Below are 15,027 nucleotides of genomic sequence, written 5' to 3' on the forward strand. Positions count from 1 at the left end.
AGCGGCGGGGTGCGGGGCGGTCACCATGAGACATCTGCGTGTGGCGGTGTGCGCCGCACTCGTTTCAATCGTTCTTTCGTCTTTCGCGGTGGCCGACGACGTCACCCTGACCTCTCGCGACGGGTCGATGGAGATGTCCGGCACCCTGCTTGGCTATGACGGCCAGTTCTATCGGATCGACACCGAATACGGCGTGCTGACCGTCGATGGCTCCGGGGTAAATTGCGAGGGGCCCGGCTGCCCGAACCTGATGTCGTTCACCGCCGACCTCACCATCTCGGGCGAGGCCGAGATCGGATCGACCCTGATGCCCGCCCTGATCGAAGCCTTCGCGCTATCGGAAAACTACGCCGTCACGCGCGAGGAAAAGGCCGGGATCGGCCTGACTTACAGCCTCTACGAAGCCGACAACTCGGTTCCGGCAGCGCGCTTCACCATTCGGCAGACCACGTCTTCTGAGGGCTTCGCAGATCTTCTGGGCGAAGAGGCCGACATGGTCCTGTCCCTTCGTGAACCGACGCGCGCGGAGCGGTTGATGGCGCGCGACGCGGGTCTGGGCGACCTCGACGCGGTGCGGCAGTCGCGTGTCATCGCGCTCGATGCCCTTGTTCCCGTCGTGAACCCCGGAAACCCGATCCGGCGACTGGGACTTGAGACTTTGGCGGCGCTTTATGCGGGCGAGATCGGTCGTTGGGACGCGATAGGCGGCGAGGCGGCACCCGTCACGCTGTATCTGCGCGACCCCGATGCTGGCTTCGGGATGGCTTTCGCGCGGGACGTGGTGACCGCGCAGGACAAAAGCCTGTCCCCCTCCATTCTCACAAAGGCTTCGAACGATGGCGTGACGCTCGCGGTTCAAGAAGACCCCTTCGGACTGGGGATCGCGAGCTTTTCTCGCCCCGGCCTGACGGAAATCGTGACGCTGACCGGCGCGTGCGCCTTCGAGATCGCGCCAAGCCAGATGGCGATCAAGGCCGGGGACTATCCGCTCGCCGCCCCGATCTATCTTTACCGTCCCGCGATACGACTGCCGCAGGTCGGCCGGGATTTCATGCGCTATCTGCGGACCGCATCGGCTGGCCGGGTGATCCAGCGCATCGGACTCGTCGATCAGGAGATCGAGGAAATCCCGTTTTCGGTGCAAGGGACGAGGTTGGCGAACGCCATCGCGCAAGCCGGTCCCGAAGTCGGGCTTTCCGAGTTACAGCGCATGGTGGCGCTGATGGACGGTATGCGGCGGCTGACGCTCACGTATCGGTTCAAGGGCGGATCGACGGCATTGGACGCCCCCTCCCGCTCGAACGTGGCTTTGCTTGCCGATGCGCTCGAGGCAGGCGCCTTTGACGGGCGCAGGCTGACCTTCGTCGGATTCTCGGACGGTCAGGGCGCGGCCGCACTGAACCTGAGGCTGGCAGCGCGGAGGGCGGACGCGGTTCGCCGTGCCGTTCTCGACGCGGCCGAGACTTTCGATCCTGAGCGCGTGGTGATCGAGGCCGAGGCCTTTGGCGAGGCGCTTCCGATGGCCTGCGACGACACGGATTGGGGCCGGCGGATCAACAGGCGTGTGGAAGTCTGGGTCGAATAGGCCGGTCAGGTCAGATACCCGTCGCTTCGAAAGCTCACTTCGCGCGATTTTCCGATGATGATGTGGTCGTGCAGCGTGATTTCCAAGGCAGCGGCGGCCGACCGGACCCGCTCGGTCATGTCGATGTCGTCACGCGACGGGCTGGGATCCCCGGATGGGTGGTTGTGCACGAGGATCAGCGCCGAGGCGCTGAGTTCCAGCGCCCGTTTGACGATCTCGCGCGGATAGACCGGCACGTGTCCCACCGAGCCTTCGGCTGCGGCCTCATCTGCGATCAGGGTGTTCTTGCGGTCGAGGTAGAGCACCCGAAACTGCTCGGTTTCCCGGTGGCTCATCGTGGTGTGGCAATAGTCGATCAACTGGTCCCAGGACGAAACCACCCGACGGCCCATGACGCGGGCGCGGGACAGGCGATGCGCGGCGGCCTCGACAATCTTCAACTCCTGCACGACTGCATCGCCGACCCCGTGCATTTCCTTGAGGCGCGACGGTGACGCGGACAGAACCCCGTTGAAGTCGCCGAACCGGTCCAGCAGCCGCCGGGCGAGAGGTTTGACATCCTGCCGGGGGATCGCACGAAACAGCACAAGCTCCAGCATCTCGTAATCGGGCAAGGCCGCGGCACCGCCCGACATGAACCGTTCACGCAGACGCGCGCGATGGTCCGAGATGTAGGAGGGCAGTCGCGCCTTGGTTCCCTTGACCGGAACAGGCTGCGCCTCGTCGGTTTCGAACAGCGGAAGGGCCACTTCGGCCAGATGTGAAACAGGCTGGGACATGATCCCAGCCTGCTACGAGTCGGTGAATGAATGGTTAACGCCGAAAGGGCGTCAGTTCTTCATCCCGTCCCAGAAGCTTTTCACCTTCGAAAAGAAGGTCGAACTTTCAGGATTGTTCTCTTCCGAAAGCTTCTCGAACTCCCGCAGAAGCTCTTTCTGTTTGGACGTGAGGTTCACCGGCGTTTCGACGGCCAACTCGATATACATATCGCCATGACCGCCGCCCCGCAGCGCGGGCATACCCTTGCCGCGAAGGCGCATCTGACGCCCGGATTGCGACCCGGCGGGGATTTTGACCCGCGAGCGTCCGCCGTCGATCGTCGGCACTTCGATGTCGCCGCCCATTGCGGCCGAGGTCATCGACACCGGCACGCGGCAGTGCAGGCTCACCCCGTCCCGCTCGAACAGTGGATGCTCAGCGACCTGAATGAAGATGTAGAGGTCGCCCGACGGCCCGCCGCGCATCCCGGCCTCGCCTTCACCGGCAAGACGGATACGGGTGCCGGTTTCGACCCCCGCGGGGATGTTCACGGACAGGGCGCGCTCTTTCTCGACCCGACCCTGACCATGGCAGCTCTTGCACGGGTTCTTGATCATCTGGCCCACGCCCTGACAGGTCGGGCAGGTCCGCTCAACGGTGAAGAAGCCCTGCTGCGCGCGCACCTTGCCCATGCCCGAACAGGTCGGACAGGTGGTGGGTTCGGCGCCCGCTTCGGACCCGGTGCCTTCGCAGGTGTCGCACATGACCGAGGTCGGCACGTTGATGGTCTTTTGCAGACCCTCATAGGCCTCTTCCAGCGTCACGCGCAGGTTATAGCGCAGGTCCGATCCGCGGGTCGCCCGCGACCGACCGCCGCCACGCTGGCCCATGAAGTCGCCGAACAGGTCGTCGAACACGTCCGAGAATGCGCTGGCGAAATCGCCTTGCTGCCCGAAACCCGGACCGCCCGGTCGCGGACCGCCGCCCATACCGCCTTCGAAGGCCGCGTGGCCGAAACGGTCGTAGGCCGCCTTCTTCTCGGGGTCCTTCAGGACGTCGTAGGCCTCGTTCGCTTCTTTGAACTGGTTCTCGGCGTCGGGATTGTCGGCGTTCCGGTCAGGGTGGAGTTCCTTGGCCTTCTTTCGATAGGCCTTTTTGATCTCATCCGCCGATGCGCCTTTGGTGGTTCCGAGAACCTCGTAATAGTCACGTTTCGACATGGATCGTCGTCCCCTTGTCAGGAACGCGAAGGCCGGTCCGCCCGCATGTGACGGACCGGCCCTTTCGCGTCATGGGTCTTACGACCGCTTGTCGTCGTCGAGGTCTTCGAAGTCGGCGTCGACGATGTCATCGTCCACGCTGGACGGGCCCTGATCCTCGTCGGCTTCACCCGAGTCCGTGGCCTGCTGCGCCTTGTAGATGGCTTCGCCCAGCTTCATCGACGCTTCGGTCACGTTCTGGATGCCCGCCTTGATCTTGTCGGCGTTTTCGGTCTCCAGCTCGTCCTTGAGCGCGGCGATGGCCAGTTCGATGGCTTCCACCGTGGTGGGGTCGACCTTGTCGCCATGCTCTTCGAGCGCCTTCTCGGTCGAATGCACAAGGCTCTCGGCCTGGTTCTTGGCTTCGACCAGCTCGCGGCGACCCTTGTCGGCCTCGGCGTTCGCCTCGGCGTCCTTGACCATCTGTTCGATCTCGTCGTCCGACAGACCGCCCGACGCCTGAATCGTGATCTTCTGCTCCTTGTTGGTGCCCTTGTCCTTGGCCCCAACCGACACGATGCCGTTGGCGTCGATGTCGAAGGTCACTTCGATCTGCGGCATACCGCGCGGTGCCGGGGGGATGTCTTCGAGGTTGAACTGACCGAGGATCTTGTTGTCCGCAGCCATCTCACGCTCGCCCTGGAACACCCGGATCGTCACGGCGTTCTGGTTGTCTTCCGCGGTCGAGAAGATCTGCGACTTCTTGGTCGGGATCGTCGTGTTGCGGTCGATCAGGCGGGTGAACACGCCACCCAGCGTTTCGATGCCGAGCGACAGCGGGGTCACGTCGAGCAGGACGACGTCTTTCACGTCACCTTGCAGAACGCCCGCCTGAATGGCGGCGCCGAGCGCAACCACTTCGTCCGGGTTCACACCCTTGTGCGGCTCTTTCCCGAAGAACTTGGTCACCTCTTCGACGACCTTGGGCATACGCGTCTGACCGCCGACGAGGATGACCTCGTCGATCTCGTCCTTCGACACACCGGCGTCTTTCAAAGCGGCCTGACAGGGCTTGAGCGAGTTCTTGATGAGATCGCCGACAAGGCTTTCCAGCTTCGCACGGGTCAGTTTCATGACCATGTGCAGCGGCTGACCGTCGGACCCCATCGAGATGAACGGCTGGTTGATCTCGGTCTGGGAGGCCGACGAAAGCTCGATCTTGGCCTTTTCCGCAGCTTCCTTGAGGCGCTGGAGGGCCATCTTGTCTTTCGTCAGGTCGACGTTGTTCTCTTTCTTGAACTCTTCGGCAAGGTAGTTGACGATCCGCATGTCGAAGTCTTCACCGCCGAGGAACGTGTCGCCGTTGGTGGATTTCACTTCGAACAGGCCATCGTCGATCTCGAGGATCGTGACGTCGAACGTACCGCCGCCAAGGTCATAGACCGCGATGGTGCGCGCCTCTTTCTTGTCGAGACCATAGGCAAGCGCAGCCGCCGTCGGTTCGTTGATGATGCGCAGCACTTCCAGACCGGCGATCTTGCCGGCGTCCTTCGTGGCCTGACGCTGGGCGTCGTTGAAGTAGGCGGGCACGGTGATGACGGCCTGATCGACCTTTTCACCAAGATAGCTTTCCGCCGTTTCCTTCATCTTGCCGAGGATGAAGGCCGAGATCTGCGACGGCGAGTATTTCTCGCCAGCGGCTTCGACCCACGCGTCACCGTTGCCGCCATCGACGATGGCGTAGGGGACGAGTTTCTTGTCCTTCTCGACAGCAGCGTCACCGACGCGGCGGCCGATCAGGCGTTTCACGGCGAAGATGGTGTTGTCGGGGTTGGTGACAGCCTGACGCTTGGCCGGCTGACCGACGAGGCGTTCCTCGTCTTTGAAAGCGACGATCGACGGGGTCGTCCGTGCACCTTCGGCGTTTTCGATGACCCGCGGTTGCGAGCCGTCCATGATGGCGACGCAGGAGTTGGTGGTCCCCAGGTCGATACCAATGACTTTACCCATGCTCTTTTCCTCTCTTTGGCGATGTGTTGGGCTCTGGCCCGAAAGGCACCGTCGCCCGATCCCATAAGGTAACCGGCAGGGATGATCCTAACCGGCGTCTGGGCGTATATAAGGAGGGGATTTGGGGCCTGCAAGGCGGCGAAAACCGCCATTTCGCGGAAAAAAGCGAGTCGTTTTCAGGGTTTTGGCAATGGATGAGCAAGGAAAGGGAATGGTGCCATCGCTGACCGTCGGCGGGGCCGCGGTCTATGAGGGTCACATCCCTGCGGATGAGCAGGCGAAGATCGTGGCAGACCTGCGCGATGTCGTATCCGCCGCGCCGCTTTTCTCGCCCGAAACGCGGTTCGGAAAACCGATGTCGGTCGGTATGACGTCAGCCGGGAAATACGGGTGGTATTCGGATCGACGCGGCTACCGCTACGAACGCAAGCACCCGACGGGGGTGGACTGGCCGCCGATCCCGGCGCGCATCCTGAAGCTCTGGCACGACGTCACCGGGGTGGCGCGGGAACCCGACTGCTGTCTCGTGAACTTCTACCGCGAGAAGGCGAGGATGGGTTTGCATCAGGATCGGGACGAAGCCGATTTCTCTTGGCCCGTCCTGTCGATCAGCCTCGGCGATGACGGCCTCTTTCGGATCGGAGGGACCGAGCGGGGCGGCAAGACGCAGTCGGTCTGGCTGCGGTCCGGCGATGTGCTCATGCTGGGCGGTGAGGCGCGGCTGGCCTATCACGGCATCGACCGCATACGCTTCGGGACCAGCCAGCTTTTGTCCGAAGGGGGGCGGATCAACCTGACGCTGCGGGTGGTGGATTAAGGCTGGAGCGTGCAGCAGCCCGAAAACATGAACTGCCCGCCGTTCCCGGTGCGAAGGAAATCGATCCGCCACGCGTATTGGCGATCCGACATGCCGTCGGAACACATCTCGCGCGACACGAACCCGGTGATGTCTCCCGCGACCAGTGCACCGCGCGGGCTGTGCGGGACAGACGCGTAATACTCGGTCGGCTGAACCAGCGCCGGTTCGTCCATCCCCGGATCGGTAAAGCTGACGTCGGATTGGCCGATCTCAAGCGACCAGAACGGTTCGGTCCCGTAGCACCACAGTGGGGTCGGGGTTTTCGACACCGGATCTTGCCCCGGCTGCCGTTCCATATAGGCCATGGAAACCCAGCCGGTTCCCTCGCCGATATTGATCTGCCCCCATTTGCGGTCGTCGGCAAAGGCGACAACCTCGACCCCGTCACGCTCAGGTCCAAGCTCGTCCATCACCTCGGCATTCACTGTCGGCCCGGCCCGCACGTTCAGCGTGTCGTTCGCGGCCACGCCGGTCACGTCGTACAGCGCGGGCAATTCGACGGACTGGGCAAACGCAAGCGTCGGGGCAAGGAACAGGGCGAGCAAAAGGCGTTTCATCGGCGGGCACTCCAAGACAGCGACGCATGTTTGCGCGTGTAGCTTTCACCCATGAAGCCAATGACCAGCAGGACGGTCGAGACGATCAGGGGATAAAGCCAGTTCGAGTAATGCGGGTTGTAGTTGATGAACATGAACCCCCGGCATTGGTCGATGATATGAAAAAGCGGGTTCCACGAGAATAGCACGATGATGTTCCACGGCACCGTGTTGGCCACGAACATCTTGCCGGACGCGATCATGTTGGCGCGCGCATAGATCGTCGAGCCAACGGTCGCGAACTGCGGGAACCACGGCTTGAGCGCATAGAACACCATGCCGATCCCGATGCCCGAAAACCATGCGAGAAGCAGCATCATGAAGACGCCCGCAAGATTGTGGATCGTCACGTGATTGACCGCGATGTGATAGATGTAGACCACGACGAGCACAGACAGGATCTGGATGTAGAGCGCGCCCAGCGCATTCGACAGGATCGACACGAAGGTCGACATCGGCGCGTGCTGCATCATGGGCGAGGCAGGACCATCGGCGCCGACCACGGCACCCATCGTCTTGGTCTGCGTCATGTAAAGAAAGATGCCGGACATAATGTAGAGCAGGAAGTCGCCCCGGATCATCGCGCCGCGCAGGCCGAGCACGGAGTACATCACGTAGAACACCGCGACCAACATCATGGTCTGGAGCATGTTGATGAACAGCCCCATGAGCGCATTGGAATGCGTTTTGCGCAGGTTGTGGACGGTCGCGTGATAGATCAGCTCGAGAAGGCCGACGATCACGGTCAGTCTGCTGGGTCGGGTGTCTACTCTGAACATCTTGCGTCCTGTGGCCTGCCCGCCAATTTTCGCTTGGAAATCTTGCTGTTCCCTTGATGCGGCAGCATAAGGGGCATGATGTGTTAATTCAATGATGCCGGAGGGTCCGGCGAGAGGAGCGGCCTTGGATTACGAAAAGCTTATGGGCGTGATGCGGCGTCTGGCGATCGAGGCGGGCGACAAGATCATGGAGATCTACGACGCCGACGATTTCGAAGTACGCTCGAAGTCGGACGAAAGCCCGGTGACCGAAGCCGATGAAGCGGCGGATGCCCTGATCTCGGCCGGTCTGAAGAAGGCGTTCCCGGACGTGCTGATCGTGACCGAAGAACAGGCCGACAGCCACAGCGAAAGCGCCTCGGAATTCCTGATCGTCGATCCGCTCGACGGCACCAAGGAATTCGTGAAGCGGCGCGGCGATTTCACGGTGAATATCGCCTATGTCGTCGACGGCACCCCCGTGCGCGGCGTCGTCTATGCACCCGCCCGCAAGCGGATGTTCTATACGATGGAAGACGGCGCCTCGGTCGAGGAAACCGGCGACCTGCACCCCGACATGCCCGGCCATTGCACCCCGATCCGCGTGTCGCACCCGGACAACGGCGCCCTCATGGTCGTCGCGTCGAAATCGCACCGGGATCAGGCGACCGACGATTACATCGCGAAATATGCGGTCAAAGACATGACCAGCGCTGGGTCCAGCCTGAAATTCTGCCTAGTCGCGACGGGTGAGGCGGACCTTTACCCCCGTCTCGGGCGCACGATGGAGTGGGACACCGCCGCAGGGCACGCCGTGCTAAAGGGCGCGGGGGGTGAGGTTGTGCGCTTCGACAACCACGAGCCCCTGACCTATGGCAAACCGATCTACGAAAACCCCTTCTTCATCGCCTACGCCCCGGGCGTGGAGTTGAAGTCGGCGTGACGTGAGCACCGTCACGGGACACCGCCGATCAGTCCGCACCATCATGTGCGGCGGGCGGGCCGTGGCGACAAACGGGAGCGCGGCGTGACGGGCGCGATCCCCGTGTCGGTGATCGTCGTCAGCCGCGGTCGGCCCGGTTTGCTGCAACGTGCCCTCACCGGGATCGGGCAGCTTTGGTATCCGCGATTCGAAATCGTCGTCGTTGCGGACGAACAGGGTCGCGATGCCGTGGTCGGGATGGGCTGGCGGGATCGCGTCAAGCTCGCTGCCTGTGACGAAGCGAACATCTCGGTCGCGCGCAACATCGGCATCGCCCGCGCGGCGGGCGAGGTCGTTGCCTTCATCGACGACGATGCGGTGCCGGAACCGACATGGCTTACCCACCTTTGTGGCCCCTTCCGTGACCCGGACGTCGCGCAGGTCGGCGGTTTGGTGCGGGGGCGGAACGGGATCACGTTCCAATGGCCCGTCCGCGCGGTGAACGCGCTGGGCGAGACCCGTAACCTGACGCTGGATCAGGACACGCCGTTCACGCCCGCCGTGAAGGAAGGTGAGGCGGTAAAGACCGAAGGCACGAACATGGCCGTGCGGCGCGATGTGATCACAAACCTGGGCGGCTTCGATCCCGCGTTCCGGTTCTATCTGGACGAGACCGATGTGAACTACCGCCTGCGTGACCGACGGACGGTCATCGTCCCCTTGGCGCAGGTGCATCACGGGTTTGCCGGATCGGACCGACGGCGCGCCAACCGTGGCGCGTCGGACCTTACCGATATCGGGGTGTCCACGGCGGCTTTCCTTCGAAAACATGCGCCTCAAGCTGAGCTAGAAGGCGCGCTGGATAGACTCTATTCAAGCCAGAAAGCGCGATTGATCGGACAAATGGTCGATGGCTCGCTCTCGCCTGACGAGATCGCGCCGCTTCTCGTTACACTGGAAATCGGCATCGCAGAGGGTCGCAAAACGCCGGTTGGCGAAGCGGTGGATTTCCCGGCCTCGCCTGAACCGTTCCTGACCTACGCGCCGCGGTCATCCGGGCAATCGTCGGTCTTCTCGGGTCGCCCGTGGCAGCGGCGCGCACTTGCCATGAAAGCGAAACGAGCGGCGGCGCAGGGTGAGGTCGCAACCGTGTTTCGGTTCTCTCCGACAGCCCTGTCACACCGCGCTGCGTTCAACCCGGCGGGCTATTGGGAGCAATGGGGGGGATTGTTCGGTCGCTCGGTCCGTGATGGCCCATGGTTCAGATGGGCAAGCTTCAGCGCACGGGTGCAAAAAGAACAGGCAAGACTTTCCAAGGTGCGTTTCAAATAGGCAGATTGCCCAATATCTGGGTGACGTGCCCATGGGCTGAACATATGGTTGTCGCAATCGGGACCTAAGGTTCCCGCCACTGCGTTCAATTGATACGCACGTGCAGCACGGCAAGATTTCAAAAGGTGAGATCCAAATGACGAACAAGGTAACCAAGGCGATTTTCCCCGTGGCGGGGCTTGGGACGCGCTTTTTGCCCGCGACCAAGTCGATCCCCAAGGAGATCATGACGCTGGTTGACCGGCCGCTTATCCAATACGCGATCGACGAGGCCCGCGCGGCCGGGATCGAGGAGTTCATCTTCGTCACGTCACGCGGCAAGGGCTCGCTCGAAGATTACTTCGACCGTGCCCCGATCCTCGAAGAGGACCTGAAGGAAAAGGGCAAAGACAAGCTTCTCGACGTCCTGAACGCGACGAACATGGAATCCGGCGCCATCGCCTATATCCGTCAGCACAAGGCGCTGGGTCTGGGCCACGCGATCTATTGCGCGCACCGTCTGATCGGTGACGAACCCTTCGCGGTGATCCTGCCCGACGACGTGATCGCGACCAATGGCAAGTCCTGCCTGCAACAAATGGTCGAAGCCTATGAAGAAACCGGGGGCGCGATGGTCGCCTGCATGGAAGTGCCGGAAGACAAGGCGTCGTCCTATGGTATCCTCGACGTCGAAAGCGAGAACGGGCGCCTGGCCAAGGTCAAGGCGATGGTCGAAAAGCCCGCAGCGGGCACCCAGCCCTCGAACCTTGCCGTGATCGGCCGCTACATCCTGACGCCGGACGTGCTGAACAACCTCGGGTCGTTCAAGAAGGGGGCAGGCGGTGAGATTCAGCTCACCGACGCGATTGCCGATGAAATCACGCAGGGCCGAGCGGTGCATGGCTATCGGTTCGATGGCCAGCGGTTCGACTGCGGGTCCAAGGCCGGATACCTGCAAGCGACCGTTTCCTTCGGGCTGGAGCGCGAAGAGTTGCACGACGAGCTTATGGAGCACCTCGAGCAGATCGTCGCGATGAAACGCGCCGCCGAATAAGGGGCGCGGATTGACCACGGGCGCGACGGGCACGGTTCGACTTCTCGACCTGTCGCGCCTTGTTTCCCGCGTCGGGCGGGGCGCGTGGACCGGGATCGACCGGGTCGAAGCGGCCTATCTGCAACGACTGCTCGCCGAGGATGAACCCCTTTTCGCGCTCGTTCGATCCTCGTTCGGGTTCACGCTTTTCGACCGGGCCGGATCACACGCGCTCGCCGATCGGCTGTTCAGCCGCATTCCATGGGGTCAGGCCGACGCACTGTCACGTCTGTTCCTGAAGGCGCATCCCGATAAACGGCGGGCCGAGGCCGACCTGCGCCGCCTGAGCCTTGGTCGTGCGAACCGTCGTGCTTTGCCGGGTCTGTTGGAGGATATGCTTCCCGGTCCACCGTGTTGGATCAACGTCGGCCATTCCGATCTTCAGGTCAGCGTGTTCGACGCCGTGCATCGGCTGGGTGGAAAGGCCGTCGTGCTTGTCCATGACACCATCCCGCTCGATCACCCGGATTGGCAGCGCGAAGGGACGGTCGACAGTTTCCGCGCCCGCATCCAGCAAGTCGCGGGCAAGGCCGATCTGGTGGTTCACACGGCGCAGGCCACGCGCGAGCAGACCGAACGCCATTTCGCACGTGAAGGCAGCGTGCCGGATGGGATCGTGGCGCATCTCGGTATCGACGCACCGGTCCCCGACGACACGCAGCTTTCGGCCAATATCAGGCGGGATAGACCCTATTTCGTTGCGCTGGGCACCATCGAACCGCGCAAGAACCATGCGCTGCTTCTCGACGCTTGGGCCGAACTCGCCACCCGGTTGCCGGGCGACAATATGCCCATGCTCTACATCGTCGGATCGCGCGGTTGGCGCAATGAACCCGTCTTCGATCGGCTGGACAAAGGCCCGGCCCATGTGCGGGAGCTTGGTCCGCTTCCCGATGGCGCGGTCGCCAGCCTGCTGACCCGCGCGCAAGCCCTGCTCATGCCGAGCCTCGTCGAAGGGTTCGGCCTGCCGCCCGGCGAGGCGCTTGCGCTGGGCTGCCCCGTGATCGCCTCGGACCTTCCGGTTTATCGTGAAGTGTTTGGAAACAATCTCGTTTACCTCGATCCACACGATCTGTATTCTTGGGTAGAACAGATAAGAACATTCGCGACTAAGAACCGCGGGGCACAGGCAACGGCATCATCGCTTCCAACGTGGGATGATCACTTCAACCTTGTCTTAAAGTGCCTATGATACAGGCGACCAAGCTTGTGCGGCGTGGAAGGGGCGATTTTGGGCATTGTGCGGACATACCGATTGCGTCTCCTGCGAAAGCGCTGGCGTATTCGTGCCTTCCGCAAACGTCGCGAGATCAAGCCGATTGTCGACAAAACCGACACAATCAAGCCTCGTGACATCCTCGTCTTTTGCACCGCGCGAAACGAACGTGTGCGGCTCCCGTATTTTCTGCGGTTCTACCGTGACATGGGTGTCGGGCACTTCATCTTCGTCGACAACGACAGCGACGACGGGTCTGCCGAGTATCTGGCGCAGCAACCCGATGTGTCGGTCTGGACCTCGAAAGCGAGCTACAAGCGCGCGCGGTTCGGGATGGACTGGCTCAACTGGCTGATGCGGCGCCACGGGCATGGCCACTGGTGCCTGACCATCGACCCGGACGAGTTCCTCGTTTTTCCGTTCTGCGACACGCGGGGGTTACGGGCGCTGACCGACTGGCTCGACGCGTCTTCGATCAAAAGTTTCGGGGCCATGCTGCTGGATATGTATCCGAAAGGTCCGATGGGTCGACAGCCCTACCGCGAAGGGCAGGACCCGTTCGAGATCGCGAACTGGTTCGACGCCGGCAATTACATGATCGAGAAGAACAAGAAGTTCGGAAACCTCTGGATTCAGGGCGGTCCGCGCGCGCGCATGTTCTTTCCCGACAACCCGGCCCGCGCCCCCGCGCTGAACAAGATCCCGCTGGTCAAATGGCATCGCAACTACACCTATGTCTCGTCCACGCATAACCTGCTGCCCCGCGGTCTGAACCTCGTCTACGACGAGTGGGGCGGGGAAAAGGCGTCCGGCTGCCTGCTGCACGCCAAGTTCCTCGACACTTTCGCGATCAAGGCGGCGGAGGAGTTGGAGCGCAAGCAGCACTATGCCGCCAGCCATGAATACAAGGCGTATCACGAGAAACTCGAGGATGACCCGGACCTGTGGTGCAAGTGGTCCGAGAAATACATCAACTGGCGGCAGCTCGAAATTCTCGGGATCATGTCCAAGGGGAACTGGGCGTGACGGTCGGTTTCGCCATGCTGGTCCATACCGCGCTGGGCCGGGCGGCGCAGGTTGCGCGCCATTGGGCCAAGAACGACTGCCCGGTGGTGATCCATGTCGACAAGAAGGTGAAGCGCCGCAAATACCTTGAACTGACGGCGAGCCTTGCGGACCTCGACAACGTCAAGTTCTGCAAACGGCACAGTTGCGACTGGGGGACATGGAGCCTTGTCGAGGCCAGCCAATCGGCTTCGGAGTTGCTGCTCGCCGAATTTCCCGAGGTGCGGCACGTCTACCTCGCGTCGGGGTCGTGCCTGCCGCTTCGTCCGGTCGAGGAGATGAAGGAATACCTCGCCGAACGGCCCATGACGAACTTCATCGAAAGCGTGACGACCGAGGATGTGCCTTGGACGGTCGGCGGTCTGGATATCGAACGCTTCACGTTCAGGTTCCCGTTCTCATGGAAAAGCCAGCGCCGCGCCTTTGACTGGTACGTCAATTTTCAACGCCGATGGAAATTCAAACGGCGCATTCCCGAGGGGCTCGTGCCGCATCTGGGAAGCCAGTGGTGGTGCCTGACCCGTCAGACCCTGACCGCCATTCTCGAAGATCCGCAGCGCCCGGCGTTCGACCGCTATTTCTCGAAGGTCTGGATTCCCGACGAAAGCTATTTTCAGACCCTCGTCAGGCTCTATTCCACGAATATCGAAAGCCGCTCGCTGACACTGAGCAAGTTCGACTTTCAGGGCAAACCGCATATTTTCTACGACGACCACATGCAGCTTCTGCGCCGGTCCGACTGTTTCGTGGCGCGCAAGATCTGGCCCGAGGCGGAAAAGCTCTACTCCGGGTTCCTATCCGACGATGGCTCGATCTTCACGGGCGCCGAACCGAACCCCGGCAAGATCGACCGCATCTTTTCCAAGGCGGTCGAACGGCGCACGAAGGGGCGGCCCGGGCTGTACATGCAAAGCCGGTTTCCGAACGACAACTGGGAAAACGGCCTGACATCGTCGCAATATTCGGTGTTCGAGGGGTTCACCGAACTGTTCGAGGATTTCGAGGATTGGCTGGCCCGTGTCACCGGCACCCGCGTTCATGGGCATATCTTCGGCCCCGACAGGGTCGAGTTTTCCGGGGGGCAAAAGGTCTTTGCCGGCGCCCTGACCGACAGCGCCGAACTGCGTGACTACAACCCGCGCGCGTTCCTGACCAACCTGATCTGGAACACGCGGGGCGAGCGACAGTGTTTCATGTTCGGCCCGGCGGATACGCAGGATATCTCGTGGGATATCGCCAAAGACCCGAACGCTCAGATCAGCGTCATTTCCGGCGCCTGGGCCGTGCCGCTGTTCTATTCCAACGCGAACTTTTCGGAAATCCGGCGCGAAGCGGCCGCGCTTCAAAAGATCGAGGCGGTTCATCTGGAGGTGCTGCGGTCGGTCTGGACCAAGGCGCGCGTGCGGATCTGGACGCTCGCCGATTTCGTTGAATCGCCGATGGAGCCGCTTCAGACGATCATCGACGAGATCGGGGCGCGCAATGCCAACCGCCTGACCGAAGCGCCGAGGATGCGATCGCTTGAGGGTTTCGGACAATTCCTGCAAAACCTGAAGAATCAGGGGATGCAGCCACACCTCATGGGCGATTTCCCGACCGGGGCGAATGTGCCGTCGCGCCAGAAACCCCGCAAGCCATACCTCGTGAAGTAGGA

13 protein-coding genes are annotated in these 15,027 nt (G+C 62.1%); 8 read left to right on the forward strand and 5 right to left on the reverse strand.

Translation table 11 applies throughout. The features are described 5' to 3' along the window. Positions 1-25 precede the first annotated feature (25 nt). On the forward strand, positions 26-1,585 hold the full coding sequence (locus FCT00_RS06205) for a substrate-binding domain-containing protein (protein WP_171042905.1): 1,560 nt from the start codon (positions 26-28) through the stop codon (positions 1,583-1,585). Between the two features lie 5 nt (positions 1,586-1,590). Here FCT00_RS06205 and radC read toward each other — a convergent pair whose 3' ends face one another. The 3 genes from radC to dnaK form a co-directional block, all read right to left on the reverse strand. Further along, positions 1,591-2,364, reverse strand: a complete 774-nt coding sequence (gene radC, locus FCT00_RS06210; protein WP_138422257.1) for a RadC family protein — start codon at positions 2,362-2,364, stop codon at positions 1,591-1,593. Between the two features lie 51 nt (positions 2,365-2,415). Next, positions 2,416-3,564, reverse strand: coding sequence for a molecular chaperone DnaJ (dnaJ, locus tag FCT00_RS06215; RefSeq protein ID WP_138422258.1), 1,149 nt, complete (start codon positions 3,562-3,564; stop codon positions 2,416-2,418). A gap of 78 nt (positions 3,565-3,642) precedes the next feature. After that, positions 3,643-5,553, reverse strand: a complete 1,911-nt coding sequence (dnaK, locus tag FCT00_RS06220) for a molecular chaperone DnaK (RefSeq protein ID WP_138422259.1) — start codon at positions 5,551-5,553, stop codon at positions 3,643-3,645. A gap of 190 nt (positions 5,554-5,743) precedes the next feature. Between dnaK and FCT00_RS06225 the strand changes: the two genes are divergently transcribed. Next, positions 5,744-6,370 carry an alpha-ketoglutarate-dependent dioxygenase AlkB family protein gene (locus FCT00_RS06225; RefSeq protein WP_138422260.1) on the forward strand — a complete coding sequence of 209 codons (627 nt, stop codon included), beginning with the start codon at positions 5,744-5,746 and terminating at the stop codon, positions 6,368-6,370. Here FCT00_RS06225 and FCT00_RS06230 read toward each other — a convergent pair. Together FCT00_RS06230 and FCT00_RS06235 are read right to left on the reverse strand one after the other, a co-directional pair. After that, entirely contained in the window at positions 6,367-6,969 is a 603-nt protein-coding gene (locus FCT00_RS06230; RefSeq protein ID WP_138422261.1) for an SH3 domain-containing protein, read from the reverse strand. The genes FCT00_RS06225 and FCT00_RS06230 overlap by 4 nt on opposite strands. Then, the gene (locus tag FCT00_RS06235; protein WP_050772038.1) at positions 6,966-7,787 is read right to left on the reverse strand and encodes an ABC transporter permease; all 822 of its coding nucleotides are present in this window, start codon (positions 7,785-7,787) and stop codon (positions 6,966-6,968) included. The genes FCT00_RS06230 and FCT00_RS06235 overlap by 4 nt, the downstream gene beginning before the upstream one ends. A 124-nt stretch (positions 7,788-7,911) precedes the next feature. On the opposite strand from FCT00_RS06235, the gene cysQ reads away from it, so the two are divergent. The 6 genes from cysQ (at position 7,912) to FCT00_RS06265 (ending at position 15,025) form a co-directional block, all read left to right on the forward strand. Continuing rightward, on the forward strand, positions 7,912-8,709 hold the full coding sequence (gene cysQ / locus FCT00_RS06240) for a 3'(2'),5'-bisphosphate nucleotidase CysQ (RefSeq protein WP_138422262.1): 798 nt from the start codon (positions 7,912-7,914) through the stop codon (positions 8,707-8,709). An 84-nt stretch (positions 8,710-8,793) separates the two neighbouring features. Then, positions 8,794-10,020, forward strand: coding sequence for a glycosyltransferase family 2 protein (locus FCT00_RS06245; protein WP_171042906.1), 1,227 nt, complete (start codon positions 8,794-8,796; stop codon positions 10,018-10,020). 136 nt (positions 10,021-10,156) lie between these two features. Then, on the forward strand, positions 10,157-11,053 hold the full coding sequence (gene galU / locus FCT00_RS06250; protein WP_138422264.1) for a UTP--glucose-1-phosphate uridylyltransferase GalU: 897 nt from the start codon (positions 10,157-10,159) through the stop codon (positions 11,051-11,053). A 10-nt stretch (positions 11,054-11,063) separates the two neighbouring features. After that, a complete protein-coding gene (locus FCT00_RS06255) occupies positions 11,064-12,284 on the forward strand; it encodes a glycosyltransferase family 4 protein (RefSeq protein WP_138422265.1) in 1,221 nt (406 codons plus the stop codon). Between the two features lie 63 nt (positions 12,285-12,347). Next, positions 12,348-13,334 (forward strand): glycosyltransferase family 2 protein, encoded by a 987-nt coding sequence (locus tag FCT00_RS06260; protein WP_008332411.1) that lies wholly within the window; start codon positions 12,348-12,350, stop codon positions 13,332-13,334. Then, entirely contained in the window at positions 13,331-15,025 is a 1,695-nt protein-coding gene (locus FCT00_RS06265; protein ID WP_138422266.1) for a DUF5927 domain-containing protein, read from the forward strand. The genes FCT00_RS06260 and FCT00_RS06265 overlap by 4 nt, the downstream gene beginning before the upstream one ends. Positions 15,026-15,027: the final 2 nt, after the last annotated feature.

This window comes from Maritimibacter alexandrii (genome assembly GCF_005871115.1).
Lineage (GTDB): Bacteria > Pseudomonadota > Alphaproteobacteria > Rhodobacterales > Rhodobacteraceae > Maritimibacter > Maritimibacter alkaliphilus.